Origin of the sequence: Bacillus sp. RO1 (assembly GCF_012524115.1) — a bacterium.
In the GTDB taxonomy this organism is placed as follows: Bacteria; Bacillota; Bacilli; order Bacillales; family Bacillaceae_I; genus Sutcliffiella_A.
Genome location: NZ_JAAZWB010000087.1, coordinates 97,201 through 113,805, shown reverse-complemented (window position 1 = coordinate 113,805; position 16,605 = coordinate 97,201). Strand labels below are relative to the sequence as shown.

17 protein-coding genes and 1 pseudogene are annotated in these 16,605 nt (G+C 32.2%); 15 read left to right on the top strand and 3 right to left on the bottom strand.

From position 1 onward, the window contains the following. Positions 1–116: 116 nt before the first annotated feature. The 14 genes and pseudogenes from HC179_RS17330 (at position 117) to HC179_RS17260 (ending at position 10,150) form a co-directional block, all read left to right on the top strand. Positions 117–356 carry a hypothetical protein gene (locus HC179_RS17330; RefSeq protein WP_240948567.1) on the top strand — a complete coding sequence of 80 codons (240 nt, stop codon included), beginning with the start codon at positions 117–119 and terminating at the stop codon, positions 354–356. Between the two features lie 94 nt (positions 357–450). Next, positions 451–861 carry a hypothetical protein gene (locus HC179_RS17325; RefSeq protein ID WP_168865453.1) on the top strand — a complete coding sequence of 137 codons (411 nt, stop codon included), beginning with the start codon at positions 451–453 and terminating at the stop codon, positions 859–861. A 206-nt stretch (positions 862–1,067) separates the two neighbouring features. Further along, a complete protein-coding gene (locus HC179_RS17320) occupies positions 1,068–1,391 on the top strand; it encodes a hypothetical protein (protein WP_168865452.1) in 324 nt (107 codons plus the stop codon). A 255-nt stretch (positions 1,392–1,646) separates the two neighbouring features. Beyond that, positions 1,647–2,099, top strand: coding sequence for a GNAT family N-acetyltransferase (locus tag HC179_RS17315; protein ID WP_168865451.1), 453 nt, complete (start codon positions 1,647–1,649; stop codon positions 2,097–2,099). A gap of 108 nt (positions 2,100–2,207) precedes the next feature. Next, positions 2,208–2,591, top strand: coding sequence for a hypothetical protein (locus tag HC179_RS17310; protein ID WP_168865450.1), 384 nt, complete (start codon positions 2,208–2,210; stop codon positions 2,589–2,591). 27 nt (positions 2,592–2,618) lie between these two features. Next, entirely contained in the window at positions 2,619–3,281 is a 663-nt protein-coding gene (locus HC179_RS17305) for a Type 1 glutamine amidotransferase-like domain-containing protein (protein WP_168865449.1), read from the top strand. Between the two features lie 328 nt (positions 3,282–3,609). Further along, on the top strand, positions 3,610–4,053 hold the full coding sequence (locus tag HC179_RS17300) for a DUF2500 domain-containing protein (RefSeq protein WP_168865448.1): 444 nt from the start codon (positions 3,610–3,612) through the stop codon (positions 4,051–4,053). Continuing rightward, positions 4,040–4,372, top strand: a pseudogene (locus HC179_RS17295) (ClbS/DfsB family four-helix bundle protein). The gene HC179_RS17300 and the pseudogene HC179_RS17295 overlap by 14 nt, the downstream one beginning before the upstream one ends. A gap of 39 nt (positions 4,373–4,411) precedes the next feature. Then, complete coding sequence (locus HC179_RS17290) at positions 4,412–5,239, top strand: hypothetical protein (protein ID WP_168865447.1); 828 nt, start codon at positions 4,412–4,414, stop codon at positions 5,237–5,239. Positions 5,240–5,382: 143 nt separating this feature from the next. Then, positions 5,383–5,664 (top strand): hypothetical protein, encoded by a 282-nt coding sequence (locus tag HC179_RS17285; RefSeq protein WP_168865446.1) that lies wholly within the window; start codon positions 5,383–5,385, stop codon positions 5,662–5,664. Positions 5,665–5,818: 154 nt separating this feature from the next. After that, positions 5,819–5,998 (top strand): hypothetical protein, encoded by a 180-nt coding sequence (locus HC179_RS17280; protein WP_168865445.1) that lies wholly within the window; start codon positions 5,819–5,821, stop codon positions 5,996–5,998. A gap of 194 nt (positions 5,999–6,192) precedes the next feature. Further along, positions 6,193–7,326 (top strand): PDDEXK family nuclease, encoded by a 1,134-nt coding sequence (locus HC179_RS17270; RefSeq protein WP_205825373.1) that lies wholly within the window; start codon positions 6,193–6,195, stop codon positions 7,324–7,326. A gap of 900 nt (positions 7,327–8,226) precedes the next feature. Next, on the top strand, positions 8,227–8,814 hold the full coding sequence (locus tag HC179_RS17265; RefSeq protein ID WP_168865444.1) for an SLATT domain-containing protein: 588 nt from the start codon (positions 8,227–8,229) through the stop codon (positions 8,812–8,814). Further along, entirely contained in the window at positions 8,801–10,150 is a 1,350-nt protein-coding gene (locus tag HC179_RS17260; RefSeq protein ID WP_168865443.1) for a reverse transcriptase domain-containing protein, read from the top strand. Before HC179_RS17265 ends, HC179_RS17260 begins: the two co-directional genes overlap by 14 nt. A gap of 83 nt (positions 10,151–10,233) precedes the next feature. On the opposite strand, the gene HC179_RS17255 is transcribed toward HC179_RS17260, so the two are convergent. Together HC179_RS17255 and HC179_RS17250 are read right to left on the bottom strand one after the other, a co-directional pair. Then, positions 10,234–11,073, bottom strand: coding sequence for an HNH endonuclease (locus tag HC179_RS17255; RefSeq protein ID WP_168865442.1), 840 nt, complete (start codon positions 11,071–11,073; stop codon positions 10,234–10,236). A 6-nt stretch (positions 11,074–11,079) separates the two neighbouring features. Next, positions 11,080–12,612, bottom strand: coding sequence for an AAA family ATPase (locus tag HC179_RS17250; protein WP_168865441.1), 1,533 nt, complete (start codon positions 12,610–12,612; stop codon positions 11,080–11,082). Positions 12,613–13,840: 1,228 nt separating this feature from the next. Between HC179_RS17250 and dcm the strand changes: the two genes are divergently transcribed. Continuing rightward, positions 13,841–15,088, top strand: coding sequence for a DNA (cytosine-5-)-methyltransferase (gene dcm, locus HC179_RS17245; RefSeq protein WP_168865440.1), 1,248 nt, complete (start codon positions 13,841–13,843; stop codon positions 15,086–15,088). Between the two features lie 31 nt (positions 15,089–15,119). Here the strand turns inward: dcm and HC179_RS17240 are convergent, their stop codons facing one another. After that, positions 15,120–16,490 (bottom strand): Sau3AI family type II restriction endonuclease, encoded by a 1,371-nt coding sequence (locus tag HC179_RS17240; RefSeq protein WP_168865439.1) that lies wholly within the window; start codon positions 16,488–16,490, stop codon positions 15,120–15,122. Between the last annotated feature and the right edge of the window lie 115 nt (positions 16,491–16,605).

Here is a 16,605-nt window from a genome sequence, read left to right as displayed (position 1 = left end):
TATGTGCTACCTAAATGAAGATTAGCTTATTGTAGGAATTTATAAATTATGAAATAATTGGTATAAATTAACTTAATACACAATATTTACAGATTCATAGAATACTAGGGGGCTATATGTTGTACATCATACTATCCATCTCTTTGACCATTATTTTAGTTTGTGTATCACTCATATTGGATCCAATGGCAGGCGGTTTACTGGCATTCGGAATTATTGTGGGCATTTTACTTAAAGGTTTGTTCCTTCTAAAAGAAATACACAAAAGGCTCACAAAAGATGAACCCAAATACGATCCAGTCAAAGAGGCTTATGATAACTATTTGAAGGAAAAAGAAAGCAAAGGTCAAGGATAAGGGAATGCACAGCAAAAAAAGGGTCGCCGTGCCTGTCCCCATGGACCAGGTAAAGATATTGGAGATTAATTTAGTTGATATGGGGGAGTATTGATTGCGAAGGTTAATTATAGGTTGGTCACTTGTTTTAATACTCCTAGGAAGCTGCTCATCTCCCGAAATAAGTGAAGAACACTTAAGGTATTTGAATGACAATGGTTGGACAGTAAGTCGTGTATTGGAAAAAGAACCTTTTTCACTTCCAGATAATGAAGAATTGTTAAATGAACTACGTGAACAGGGTCTAAATCCGGATGAATTAGTAAAGCAAGAGACCTTATACATCCAAGTCGTACTATTAAAAGAGAGATGTGAGGGTAAATTAAAAGGCGTAATTTATAGTAATCAAGACAATGATATTGTTGGTGCTCAAATAGTAATAGAAGCTGTAAGTCCAGGTGTATCAAAACTTGTTGATACTACCACTTATATGAGCAGATGCAAAGTATTAATAAAACGAGACTAGATAATAGTTTACTAACAACTTAATTCTAATCGAAATTTTTGATATTAGGATTTACAACCATTCACTACTTATAAACTATCCTGCCCCGTTACTTTATAGAATTATAAGCAATCCTTCGTTATTGAAGCATCGTACCCGTTAGCTATGTTCATCAATCTAGGAGCTTTAACGGAATAAGTAGGTCAGTATCTCTAATAGGAGGAGTTATGATCAGATTAAAGAAAACTATTATTCAATTATTTTGTATTTCTCTACTTTTTGGCTGTACGTCCAATACAGAAGATAATGATTATTATGTGGAAGATATCGAAAACATTATAAACAGTAAATATTCAGAAGAAAGCGTATTAAAAACTCAATTAGAAGACAATAGAGACATTATTATATATGAAGCAGAGGAGTCCATATACTATTTTTACTTCTTGGATAATACGTTAAGAAACCACCATAGAATCTATTTAGAACTTGTTGATAAGGAAGGTATTTGGTGGACTGCTGGAACAGAAATAAACGGTGATTCCCATGTATAGGGGATTGTAAATGAAAACGAAGAGGTTCCAGTGGGGTTATCCAATCATGATATGAAATTTCTTTACTTAGATTTCGAGAATTACACTATTTTTTATATTGTTACAGAAGAGAAGATAAACTCTTCAATCCTATTTACTTATTAGTAGAATTAAAAGCACCATCAGCAACTGTACGGAAGTAAATCCGTTAAGGTATTCTAGCAGCTTTATTTATTCAGATAATACAGTACTAATCTTATCTAAAGGAGAATGACGATGGCTCAAATATCAATTCAAGAATTAACGGTGAAAAACATGTATAAATGTCTAGACCTAAAGTTAGCGGAGGATCAAGTTCATCGAGTTGCACCTAATGTTTATTCCATTGCAGAGTCTAAGGTAAATCCCAATCTTACACCGTACGCAATACATTTGGATGAGGAAGTTATTGGTTTTGTGATGACGGAAAATGATCCAAACGAGATGGAAGAGAGGAAGTATTGGATTCCTAGGTTCATGATCGATGTCTCTTATCAACGTAGGGGACTCGGGAAAGAGGCGATGCAACAAGTGGTTGATATGTTCAAAAAGAATGATGACTGTCATTATATTGGTCTCTCAACAGAGCCAGATAATTATTCGGCACTTCAATTCTATGAGTCACTTGGATTCGTAAACACAGGCGAGTTGTTAGAGGAAAGTGAAGTTATTTTACTATTAAAAGTATAGACGGTAAATTTACTAATGCAGAGGGGAAGGTTAGCGAAAGCAGGAAAGTGGATTGCTCCTGATATACGTATTAGACAGGACGGTTATAAATGGGAGGAGCTAATTTAATTGGATTTTGTCTACGTAGCATCAATTATTGTCGCAGTTCTTTGTATGTCCGTAGCTGCTTTTCAGGTGTTACTTTCACTTGGCTACCCTTTTGGTGAATTTGCAATGGGCGGATATTATAAAGTTTTGCCTATAAAATTACGAATGGTGAGTGCGCTAAATGCTTTCATCCTCATATTTATGGGCTTCGTTTTTCTGCAACATGCTAATGTTTTAAATAGTTTAGAATTTTTATCTACCAATATATTAGTCTGGGTCATTACAATTTTTCTTGGATTAAATACAATAGCGAATCTAATGTCTCGCAGTAAAAAAGAAAGACTCTTTATGACACCTTTATCAGGTTTTATTTTTATACTATGTTTATTTATTTCTTTAGCATAAGGAAGACAATGAGTTTCGGGGGTACTTATGAAAACACATTATTATTTAGGTTGGTTCAGCAATTTCATACCTGAGGATTTGGCGAGGGTGCTGCAGGAGGATATTACGGATACGAAATCGATTGCCATGATTAGCTCAAATCCAGCTATATATGAAGAGGAGGGTGCTACGGAACGTTCGTGGCTTGATGTGGCAGGAATTGCATTTGATGAATATGATTTAATCAACTACCAGGTTCAGAAGGGTGATGCCCAAGCATTGATTCAGAAGGCTTCCGTCATTTTCTTGTTGGGCGGGAATCCAGTAAAACAAAATGAATTTTTGATGGAATATGAGTTATCAGAGCCAATTAAACAAAGCAATGCAGTTGTGATGGGAGCTAGCGCTGGTGCAATCAATATGGCCGCTAAGTGGCTGTGCTCAAAAAAACTTGGGTTTGAAGTGGAAACAAGTTCTTTAATAGAAGGAGTTGGTCTGGACGATTTTTCCGTCCTATCTCATTATGATTTGGAAAATAACACAGATCTGGTACTAAGCGAGTTGTCTCCGTTATCCCAAGAAATGGACATATATGCGTCAAACAAGGATTGCGCTATACGTGTTAAGGGTGATCAAATCGACATTTACGGTAATGTCTATGTAATTTCTAATTCAGTTATTCTGAAATTGGATGAAACACTAAATTTATAAAGTACATAATACGAGGTGTGTAATATATGGGACAGAGTCCATTTCAAACCTTGTGCAAATTATCTTTGCAATAGGAGTCATTATCACTTTAACAGGTTTTTTCAAGAAATAGAGAGAGGGGAGTTTTCCATAGAGCGGCAGCTTGCATGCGTGTACGACTGAGAAATGAAATGAGAGTTCCATACTCCATAACCAGGCGCTACCTTTGTATTAAGGATTAGAGCTTATTTTTTTGATAAGGCGAGAATGCTGTAGCAGAACTTATGAAACTTTTATCATTTATACGCGTATATATTTCCAAAAGATGTAACCAAAGGAGGAGTGTTTCATGTCAGATCCATATATGGGTGGTGGCGATTTTATGTTTCAGATCGGGCCTATTTTTATTGGCATTGTTTTTGTGCTTATTATTGGTGTTATCTTAGTTTCAGTTTTCCAAGGGATTGGTCAATGGCACAAAAATGAGCAGTCTCCGAGGCTAAGTGTGCCAGCTGTTGTGACATCAAAACGAATAGATGTTACCAAAAGGTCCAATATGCATCATCATGACAACCATCACCACCATTCCTCCAGCGCACATACCAGCTATTATGTTACGTTCGAGTTCGAAAGTGGAGACCGCTCGGAGTTTCATGTTGCCGGTAAGGAGTATGGTTTACTCTCTGAAGATGACAAGGGAGTATTGAGCTTTCAAGGGACTAGGTATTTAGGATTTGAGCGGAACAAAGGGAGTATATCGGGAGGAGCGGAGTACCAAGGTGACTACAAGTGAAAAAGAAACTCTACTGTTGAATAGTGACAAAAACTTTAATAGATTACTTGAAATTATTGAATCTGTACCAAGTAGAAAAAGAGGCATCGCCATTGAAACGCAAGAAAGAGACAAGAATTTCCGTGATGTCGTCATGCACCTGTATGAATGGCATGCCATGCTGGAGAGGTGGTAAAGAGAAGGAATGGAAGGGGATACCCCGTCTATGCCGGAACCGGGTTATAAATGGAATAAGATCGGGCTACTCAATATGCGAACCTGGGGAAACTACCAAGACTTAACATTAAATCAAGCGATGGCAAAATGGAATTTTCGTTAACGTTTAATAATAATAAAGTAATTAAGGATGAGAACTATAATGGGAAAATACAAAGAATCTATTTGGCTTGTTGGGATACTAGGCTTTGCAGCATTTATGACTGATGTAATACAAAATAATATTGATTCATTTAGTGTTATTTTCATCTCAGCAGTAAGCGGCGGAGCAATGATAATACTTACGTTTTATTTATATAAAGTAAACCAAAAAGTAGTTGATTTGAATAAGAAACAATTACAATTTAACAAAAGAATAGTAATCTATCAGGAAAATAAAGAGTTTGATAGGTTGTTAGGTAGTTTAGTTTCATACCAAAACGATTTAAAAAATTTGACATATTTAACGTTACCCTATTTGTCAGTAGCTAAAAAAAAGATGATGTTACTTAATAATGATGAAATTTTATTTGGTCATTTATTACTATTAGAGAAAACAGTAAAAGGAGAATTGGAAAAAAGAACAAACATTAAAGGTCCGATACAGGAATCTTTAACAAGTGAGGAAACAGAGGACGAAAAATATGTTAGGCAAATTTTTTACAATTGTTTACCTAATTCAGTCAAAGCCTTTTATAAAATTCAAGATATGATTGATTCCTTTGAAAGGCTAATAAGTATTAGAGACCAGCAAGATTTTTATAGATATAGTTTAGATTATGAAGTAATAAAAAGTTCAGTCTTAAATTTAGAAAAAAGATTGATTTCAATACTTGCAGAATGTGATAAAGATAATTTAATTACGAGTATTGAAATGAAGAATTTAGATGCTGATAGTGTTTATGCATTATTAATTTCATTAAAATATTCAATTAATATGTTGCAGGAAAGAATACTTGCTGAAAGACACGACTTAACAATTTCAAGTTAGTTATAGCACCGTTTATGAATGGAAAATAAAGAAACAGTATCTTATTGCGTTCGTCTAGTATTCAATTGAGTTCTAGGTAAAACTAGTAAAATGAAACCATATATCCTTTCAAACGTAAAAATATAATGAGAGGGTGTTTGTATGTGAAGAAATTAAAGGAAAAAGGTAATTTATTTTTAAGAATTTGTTTAACAGGAATGATTATATTTCTAATTATTACTACATTCTTAGCTATTACTTTGAAGGAGTTAAATCAAAATACACAGCTGATTACGACAATTTCTTTAATTATGGTGCTTCTTAATATACCGGGAATTATTGATCAGCTTGCAAAGGAATTTAACCCAAAGAAAAAAGAGTACAAACTGTCTTGCAAATGTCCTAAATGTAAGCATTTAATTCAAATGGATATGAAAGAAAAGTAGTGGGTACATAAAAATGTTTAAAATAGGAAGGTAAATCATAGAGTTAGATAACGTGGTTGCGGATATAGGATTTTAAGTAATTTCCATAGTGATTTACATGAGTTTTTTAGCCATATAATAGGATTTGTTCATTCAGAAGAAGGAGGAATAAAAAATGAAAATTAATTGTTCATATTGCAGAAAAACATTAAATACGAATGATAAAGTGGTAATTGATGTATTGAACTCTTTATATCACTCAGATTGTTATAATGAAAATGGATTACATGAAATTCTTATTGATTGGAAAGATTTTGGTACACTTGAAGATATCTTCGAAAAGCATAGTTTATAAGTATATCCTAATCTCTAACTCTACCATAAAATAGAAGGTTACCCTAGATACTTGAGTATCATTGAATTATTGGTAAGAAGTGATTTGTAAAGAATGATTCAAGCTGCAACAAAACCCAAATTTACTTAAACTAACTTAAAACATTATTATATAAGTTATAAATCAGTAAAAAAAATTCTAAGGATGAGAGTTTTATGGCTGGATATATTTTTAATTTAGATAGTGAAGAGTCTCTGGTATATTGTATTGAAAATGGTATTTATGGGACAAATTTTAAGAAAATTCCTGATAATAATATATGGAGAAAGGAACATGAAGGGACCTTTGCTGACTATCTTAGTATGAAAGAACAAGATAATATCTACTTTTTTAGGGACAGGATGATTTATGGTATTGGGAAACTAATCAACGTTGGGCACGACTGTAAGTATTTGAATTTTCCCAATTCAGACTTGCCTTACTCAGTCGATTTTTTCGATATTAAGGATTCAATGTTAATCAACCAAACTCAACACAATGTGAACACAAGGTGCATGTGTACGTTCCATCCGTCACCTCACTTTTTCAAGAGGGGAATTGACATGGATGATGTATTGTCTTCAAACCCTAGCAGCTTTAGAATGTTAAGGGCATATTGGAAAACTAGTTTTATTAAAATTGATGATGAAGAAAATAAAGCATTGAAAGATATAATATTAAAAAGAAATGAAGAGTTCATCAATCAACAGGAAGGTATTTTTTGCTCTAAAATAGATACAACTTCTAATATAAAACAAAAAGTTAACGGAAGTTACTCAATTACGTCAGAAAATTTATTGTCATTGTGCTCCCATGGCAAAGTTATAAATCATGAAATGGCAATTGAAGCAGGAATAATTGATGTAATTTCACAAGGTATACCTTCACCTTTTGGGAGTTGGGACTATGTTTCTAGGCAAGTAGTTGCTTCACCATTTAAGCCTATAGATTATATGGACAGAATGGATGTATTTGGTTATAAATACATAAATGGCTTTGATACCATCTCCAAATACTTAATTATTGAAATTAAAAAAGGTCCCGGAACATTTGATGCTATTGATCAAATTATGAAGTATGTTGATTGGGTCAATCAAGAATATTCTTATGGAGATTATTCAATGGTAAATGCTTTTCTAGTTTGCTCCGGTTTTTCAAAAGAAGTTATAGACTATAAATACAAGGTCTGTAAACGGAACTATATTAAAGGGAGAAGGCCTGCAATTTCAGATGAGTGGTCAAATGTAAGGTTAATAAAATATGAGTTCGATTCATCTGAGAAAAAATTACGGTTTGTTGAAATAAAGTGAAAAAAGGCATCCATATTATTTGGATGCTTTTTCTAGATTATGAAACCATTCTAATCTCCACCGCATTCGGTAAATTTCCAACATGACTTATATTATTTTATGTATATGGAATAAATTAAATGGATTATCAAGCAAGCAATATACTAATATTTTACGAGATTGATAAATTAAATTTTTGACCAAATATAGTAGAATCATTCTAATGTCAATATATCAAAAGGGGAAGAATTAAGGTGAGATAGAAGCTTCAAATTTTTATTTCATCACCTACATTGATTTAAAGAATGAAAGACAAGCAACAATAGGAAGGGATACTGGATGTTAGTCATATTCTGCAGGTACGGACCAATTTAAAGCAGGAAATGAAGCCCTTTAAAAACGGTAAAATGATAGATTGATGAATGAGATGTATATCTCCGGATTTCACTCCTTGTATAGATACTTAATTATGAAATGCTGGCAAAAGGATCTTCTATCAAATTATTTAGATTAGTGTAGTTACCTGAATAATTTCCATGTTAAAGATATGGGGATTGGGAAGGCTTACAGTAATTATTTTAAAAAAATATCTTTCTAAAACTAGTTTAATTGATACTCAGAGGAAGATTGTCCTGTTTCTAAAGAAGTGGAATTGTTCTTGTTCTCTTTGTCATATCAAACTGGTTTATAGTTTACAGAAGATAGAAAAAATGGTATTTTGCTTATTGGAGACCCCTATTCTGGTTTTTAATCAGAAGGTTTCTTTAATTTTAAGGAATGTGGCTAATTAACGGGGATGATACATATCCTCTAAAAGTTGGTAAGTTTTTCTTTCTTTGCTGGCTTTGGCTTTGGAAAAAGTGATAATGTAATGGAGTTAGGGGTCTCCAGTATTATAAAAGATAGATGGAAGTGAAAAAATTGAATGATAAAATGGTAAAGGCTTTAATCAATAAGATATGGATTACACGTAAGTGCAGAATAAATACATCAGAGAGGCTTATTTTAACGAATAGAATTGCACAAATTTTTACTAACTATTATTCAATAGTAATTTTAAGTATTTCCATCTGGAGTCTATACTCAAGTAGTGAAAGTAATCATCTTTCCTTCATTTCAGTAATTGCCTCTTTATTTTTATTAGTTGGATCAATTGGGGTGAACTCATTAAATTATAAAGAAAGAATAGTTAACTTAAGAAGTTGCTATATAAAACTAGATGGGTTACTAACGGATTTAGAGATATTGCAGCATCAGTTATCTCGATTAAGTAATGAAGAGTCGATAAAGAAGTTTGAAAGAATAAGTGATAATTATAATGCTATTCTTGAAAGTGTAGAGAATCATAGTTCATATGATTATTTGAAATTTAAGATAACACAAAAAGAGTACCGTCACTGGTTTGACTACTTGAAACTCTATTTACTAAAATTTCTTTTTGTCATTTTAATATTACTTTTAACAATCATCCCTTTTTCACCAATCATTATTATTTATGGGGGGATTTAAGCTGAGTGCGTCAAAAATTTTTAATAAGTCATTTAGAAAAAAAGCTATTAAGAAGATTTATGAAGAACGGGTAAAATTAAAACCCTCTACAGGAATAGATGGAGTTAATGATGTCTCTTTTGGAAAACATATAGATTTATACGTAGAAGTAATAAATAGAAAAGTATTTAACGATACTTATAAATTTTCTCCCTATAAAGAAAAATTAATTAATAAAGGAAAGGGTAAATTTCCGCGAGTAATTTCAGTTCCAACACTTAGAGACAAGTTAACACTTGCTATTCTACATAATATTTTATCAGAAGTATTTGAAAAAGATATAGACGATGAGATAGTTCAAACTGTTATATCTAGGCTTCAGGTTACTCTGAAAAATCCTTCTTTTAACTACTTTATTAAGATAGATATTGAAAAGTTTTATGATAATATAGACCACGAAATTATTCTAAAAAAACTTAAAAGAAGAATCCGAAAAAAAGAGGTTCTTAACCTTATAACAAAATCCTTTAGTACACCCACTATTCTACCTTCTTCTAAAAAACCGTATGGGGTTAACTCAAAGGGAGTCCCACAAGGATTGTCAATTTCAAATATATTAGCCAACGTGTATATGAATGATTTTGATAATATATTCACCCAACAGACAAACCTTGCTTATTTTAGGTATGTTGACGATATACTGATTATATGTAATGAAAGCGATAAGAAAACGATTGAAACTTCAGTCAAAGAGCAAATAAAAGCCTTGAAGCTAAGTATAAACTGGGATAAAAATGTAGATGGTTTTTTATCTGAGGAATTTTCATTCCTGGGTTACTACTTTAAAAACAAGGTAGCAGGTGTAAAAGAAAATAATATTTATAAACTTGAAAAGAATATTATTGAAATTTTTACTCGTTACAAGTATTCTGATTATTCTAGGACAACTGAATTTATTTGGAGTTTAAACTTGGTGATAACTGGAGGGATAATAGACGAAAAAAAGTATGGATGGTTATTCTTCTATTCACAAATAGACGACCTAGAGGTTCTGTTTAAATTAGATTGGTTCATTGAAAAACAATTTAAAAGGTTTAAAATAACCCATATTAATAAGAAAGATATTAAGAGGTTTATTAAGACTTATTATGAAATTCATTTCAACAGGTCGACAAGTAAATATATTCCTAATTTTGATAAATACACGACTCCTCAAAAAAAAGAATTCTTAAGAGGTGTGGTGAAATATAAAAACTTAAATAAGTTAAGTGATGAAACAGTAGACAAAAATTTTAGGAAATACGTGTTTAAAGCTATAAAAAAACTAGAAAAAGATATACAGCATATTTCTTTCTAGTTTGTAAATAAAGTGCCTATGGGTGTACATGTGAAAAGAACAAGGGTGAGTAGTATTCCCCTGTTCTTTATGTTAAAGTACACTTAAAAAAAGGCTGGACAATTTAGAATGGCTTTATTAAGTACTACTTTCCAATAGTTCATTCCATGTTGGTTTTGCAAACTTTTAGTACTTATTTGAAGAGAGGCTTTCAATAATTCACCAGTAAGTCCTTCTTGTAAGGCGTATTGGTTTTGTTTATAGTAATCATCTACATAACTATTAGAAATACTCTCAAGCCTAGTAATTATTTTGAGTTGCTGTATATGGTTACCAATTATTTTATAAAGATAATCCTCATTCGGTGCTTCGAACATAAATTCAATAATAAAACTATTGTTGATTCTCTCTATGTTGGCAAAAAGATAAGTTTCTTCAGGTATTTCGTCAAAATAAAAGTTTATGAATAATCTTTCCCCATTAATTATATCTACAGTATGCCTATCCTTAATATTATTACATGCTGAACAACATGGTATAAGGTTATAGCTATGTATCGAGAATTCAGGATATATGCCTTGGGGGAGAAAGTGATCTAGTGTTTCAGGATTCCCAAAGCCACAGTAGCAGCATATCGCTTTTGAATGGACATCCCTTCTCTCCATTATGTTCTTAACTAACTTATTTCTATTAGCAGTTTCACTCTCGTAGCAACCTTTCAAGCAGTCTTTCTCATTTTTGCTAAATGTAATTGGTGTTATGTTTTCAAGGGATGTAAGATTATTCTCATATTCTTCATACCTTTCATGCACAATGTTTTTAACTCCACTGGGTGAGTTACTTGTAAGCATAACTCTACAAGAAAGATTTTTTGTTCCTACAATATCGTCATAAATTTCTGATGGAATCTCCTCTGTATATCTTTCTAACTTAACATGTCTCATATTTATCTATAAGTCCCTATTTTTTTGATTTAATAATATATTTAAATATGTCATAGCATGAAGGCTAAGTCCCAATGGGAAAAGTGAATTAATTTCTTCGGGTGTTTTGTTATCCACTAGCACAGCTTTTTCTAAGAGGGTTTTATAATTACTTTCTATAGCTCTAACATTAAATACGTCATTTATAATGGAAGAAACATTTTCACCGAAAGTTTCAGTGTTTAATCTATTTACAAATAGTAAATCTTCCTTAGTTCTTTCCATTTTATTTATATAATGGGAAGGGATTTCTTGTACTAGTAACGGTGAATGAGTTGAAATGATAGCATATGAATTAAATTCCTCTAATAATTTGTACAGCATTCTAACAAGATTAGAGATTGCATTTGGATGAAGATGGAGTTCTGGTTCATCAAATAACAAAATAGACTCATCTTCAATATTTGCTACTATCTCTGTAATTACAGAAACAATAATATTTTGACCAGAACTAAATTCCTGAGTGAATAAATCTTCTGGTGAAGTCAAATACCTGCTTGGGATCTCTGTATTTAAAAGTATTTCTTTCCACTTTTCTAAAAAATTTATTTTTTCCGAATTGCGATTTTTAATTTTTTGGTAGTTTCTTTTTCCGTTCTCCTTTAGTTCCTGAAGAGAGAAAGTCTTTCCTTTAGAGTCTTGTATTCCGCAATAAACATAATTATTTACTTTACGCATATTTGATAAATCATCAAAATTAAACTTTTCTTGCTTTTTTTCTGCTAGTTCTTTGTTTACATTGGAATGTTCATTATATGGTTTCCTAAAATTATCAAATGCACTAAAGGAAACAGCAATTACCTTGCTAAATAAAGGGATTGAAGGAGGCTCAAAAAGATCTTGTGCTTTGCTTGATTTTCCGCAAAGTGCGTCAGCAAATGAAGAAAGTAACTGAGTTTTCCCTGTTCCGTTTTTTCCGATTAGTATATTCATTCTATTAGGAAGAAAGCCGTACTTTTCATAATCAAATGAAATCTCGTTAGAGAACTCCGAATAGGGTGGCTTGTATTTGAATTTAAATTTAAAAATTTCTGAAGCAATGTCCTCATTCAAAAAGAACTTTTCGTATGCTGTTTTGTATGCTTTATTAGCTTCACTCGACCTAAGAAGAGAATCTTTAAAACCTTCAATTTCTAGAAAGTCTATTGCGTGTTTCCTATCAAAAGCAATATCCCTTAAGCCGTATAGAACCTCACTATAAATATTTTTAGGTAACTCGCTTAATTTTCTATAGTAATCCATTGTTTGTCCTAGAGAGCAATAATTATCAGACAGCTCTGTGAAACTAGCATCTAGAGATTGGCTAGTTATTAATTTTTCTTTGTGTAAGATTTTCACTTCGCCAAGTTTCTTTCTTTGTTTGTCTTGATCAAAATAATAGGCTGTAAAAAGTGTTTTATAACTAAAGTCGTCCCAATTATCACTGAGCAGTTCTATATAAGGTGTTTCTCTAACTGTTTCACCTATAGACCACGGTTTGTGTACTATAATAAATTTCATTATATATCCCTCATTATAAGTATTTTAAAGTTAATGATAATTTTACCATTTAAAGTATAAATTTTAAAAATAATGAGGAATAAAAATATCGATATATAACTAAAAAACTCAAAAGGAAAACATATAACCTTATTAAAGAAAACTCATTTGGAAACGGTCGTTATTAGGATTAGTGGGGAGTAACGTGTTAGGGATAGTCATTCAGAGGCTTTATTACGAGAATGTCATATTACATTGAGGGACTTTAAAAGTAGATGTTTAAAGCTTAAAGACAATTACCAAATGGCATATACCTTATTAATCATCTCCTCAAGGTGTTTAAGAAGGAATTATGGAACTCTGACTTTACGCTATGGTTTTTCAGGTCATAGGTAGCATATTAATTAAGGGCTATTTTGTGCCTGTTTTTTAGCAAACCACAATGTTTAACGAGAAGAGTTTTGTTCATTGCAATTACAGCTGAACACCAGAATCAATATTTATAGGTATTAGGCATGTACTTAAACAAGCACAAACCCTGATATAACAACGTTCAATATACATTCGAATCAAACTTGGTGCAACGGGTAGCACATGTGATTAGGTCTTTAAAAGGTGGGGGAGATTCTTCCGCGTACCAGAGTCTTTCAATCAACAAATTGTTTTATAATCAATAAACAATGATAACAATTGTGTTAAATAATTGGGTCGACGTGTTTTTAGCTTTTGTATTATTGTTAATGTGAATCTATTTATAATAGTTGACGATAAAATATTGTTTGTACTTTGATTTATGGTAGGTATAACAAAAATAATATTAACTATAAATATAACAATTCAAACTAAACAATATTAGCGGCTAGGTCGTGTAACTACTCTACTATATGCATTAGGTGATTATAAGTAATATTATGGTTTGCTATTGCAAAAAACTATAAGTCTAATTCCTTAGTTTATCTAAGGAGATTAGGCTTTTAATATTTTCAATTAAAAAATGTATTATATTCGCAAAAAAGTTTACGGAACGTAGTGAAGCATAATGGCGACAATGTACAACACATGGCATAGGTGGTGCATCACATTAGTTATTACTATATTTTCACTAAAGCATTAGTTTATTTTTTTTGATATAATGAGAACTTATATTATTGATATAATCATTTATAAATTTAATGTAAAATAGTTAATCTATTGTAGAATTTTTTGTATAATAAGTTTAAGTAACTAACCGAAAGGATGTTCGGTCTTAATGAATGTAATAGAATTATTTGCCGGTGTAGGTGGTTTTCGCATTGGGCTAGAGGCCGTAGGTGGATTTCAGGTTGTTTGGGGAAATCAATGGGAGCCATCTAAGAAAATACAACATGCCTTTGATTGTTATTCTCGCCAATTTCATAATAACGGAGTACATTCAAATGAGGATGTATCTACTGTAGATACAAATATTTTTAATGGGAAAGAAATAGATTTAATTGTTGGCGGATTTCCTTGTCAGGATTATTCAGTGGCAAGAAGCCTCAGCGGTGAAAAAGGCATACAAGGGAAAAAGGGGGTGCTCTTTTGGGAGATTGTTCGATTCGTAAAAGAAACAAGCCCAAAGTACATTTTATTGGAAAATGTTGATCGTCTCTTAAAGTCTCCTTCTAAACAACGTGGTCGGGATTTTTCTATTATGTTAGCTAGTCTAAGGGATTTGGATTATACAGTTGAATGGCGCGTTGTGAATGCTGCAGATTATGGGCAAGCCCAAAGAAGAAGAAGAGTGTTTATTTTTGCTACGAAAAATCAAACGCCATATGTATTTAATAATAGAATTCGTTCTGAAAGTGACATGTTACATGATGCAGGCTTTTTTGCGCAAGCTTTCCCAGTTAAAAGTGAAATTAGCGAAAAGAAAAAGCCTCAGTCATTTATTATGAAAAAAGACCTTGTTGAGATTTCAGACGAAGTTTCAATGAATTATTACAATGCAGGAATAATGAGAGATGGTCTGGTTTATACAGAAGAAGTAGCTCCTATTGAAGAAAAACCGGTATTACTTGGAGAAATCCTAGAATCCAATGTGGATGAAAAATATTATCTATCAGAGGCAGCTATAGAAAAGTTTGAATACTTAAAAGGACCTAAAAGAATTGAAAGAACATCTGCCACAGGTCATCAATATACTTTTTCAGAGGGTGGAATGTCTTTTCCAGAACCATTAGACAAACCTGGAAGAACTATGTTAACTAGTGAAGGAACAGTTAATAGAAGTACTCATGTTGTAGAAGATCCCTTAACAAAAAGATTGAGAGTATTGACACCAGTAGAATGTGAACGACTAAATGGATTCCCTGATAATTGGACTGAAGGCATGACAGAAAGAATGAGATACTTCTGTATGGGAAATGCCCTAGTAGTAGGACTAATTGAACGAATGGGCAAAAGGATAATTGAAATTGAAAGTGAAAATAGTCGTGGTCGCCAAGAAGAGTTGGATTTGGTATTTAAAGATTAAAAAACTGAGAGCCTGTGTGCTCCCAGTTTTTTTATTTATCCAAGATACTTAATACGTACTGTTTATCTAGCCAATAACACTGCTTTGTAATATATTGACCATCGGGCAGTTTTACTTTATCCTTGCTATCTTTAGCCTTTGGTCGAACATGACAAAGGTTATTAAACTTAGGACCAGGAAGATTATTATAAGTTTTACTCCCTATAATAGTTAACTTTACCCCGTATCTTAAAACATCGCCAATTTCATTCCATAACCCGTATAACTCTTCTTCAATTGTTTTTTGCGGCATATTCCACAATTTTATTCCTTCAAAATATGGGATTCTCTTTACTTTTGGCTGGTGCTCTTCGGTATAACGGAAAACTAAGAAAAGAAACTTTTGTCCTGCAAATAACTCGTAAAGTTCACTCTCTTCCCAATCCTCATGTAAAAATGTCTTGAAATCTATGTTTTTAAAAGACATATGTTCTCTTAAACTACCGTTAGGTTCTAGGCTAACAGTTTTAAATGTGATGTTTGCTTTTGCGAACTCTTCAATATCAGAAAGGTTATTTTTCTTAACCCCGAGCAGCTTTGTCATAATATGAGGGACCATGGATTTATTTCTGGAGTTGTATGGTATGCCTACTTCACGACAAAGTTGATCTATTCTCTTCCCATAGTGCGGCTTGAATCTCTCCTGTAAAATTTGCTCTAATGTTTTTTCTTTTAATTCCTGGTGAGTAGAAAGACTTTCTAAATGATCTGGTGTTAATTGCTTCCGTATAATACCTGTCATATAAGATGCCTTTAAAGCAAAGGCACGTTGTTTTGCTTTCAATGGAGAGAAAGGCTGTTTTCGAACGGAATCCTTGTTTGCGCCTTTTGTACATGCAGAGAGATACATGGTATCAGCTTCAGAAATTAGATGAGCTTCCCCGTTTTTAATTTTAGTTACTATTATCTCCCAGTCTCTTTGGATTACAGCCAAGTCTTCTTCAGAGAACTCGTTTAAAAATACTTTTAAAATTCTATAATCCCCTAAACTTTGTTCCTTCTCATATTGATAAAGCATAATTAACATTTTATTAGCTTTCGTATAAAAAGAAGAGGTTTCAAAGGTTAATTCAAACTCTTTCATATAATCAATAATATTTAATACTAGTCGTTCTTTCGAGGAAAGAGTTCCGTTCTTATTCTTCTTAATAGGAGTTACTTTTAACTCCACACCAAGTTCCACAAAGTCAGGCTCCGCGATTGAATTAACAGAGTAACCAAAGAAACTTTCTTCAATAATATGTCCTAAAGTCCCTTTAGATTTGATTTTTTTTATTCGTCCGGTATTATCTAATTCCCCAAATGTTTTACCTTCCGCTTGATACGCTTTGTCCATTAGTTCATCTATCGTTTCGTATTTCATCAGCATGCTCCTAAACAATAATATTTATAGTCTATAATAGTATCTTAGCAAAGGATAGTTAATTTCTGTATGATTATTAGTATTTTTTTACAAACAATCTTTGATAGAATAGAAA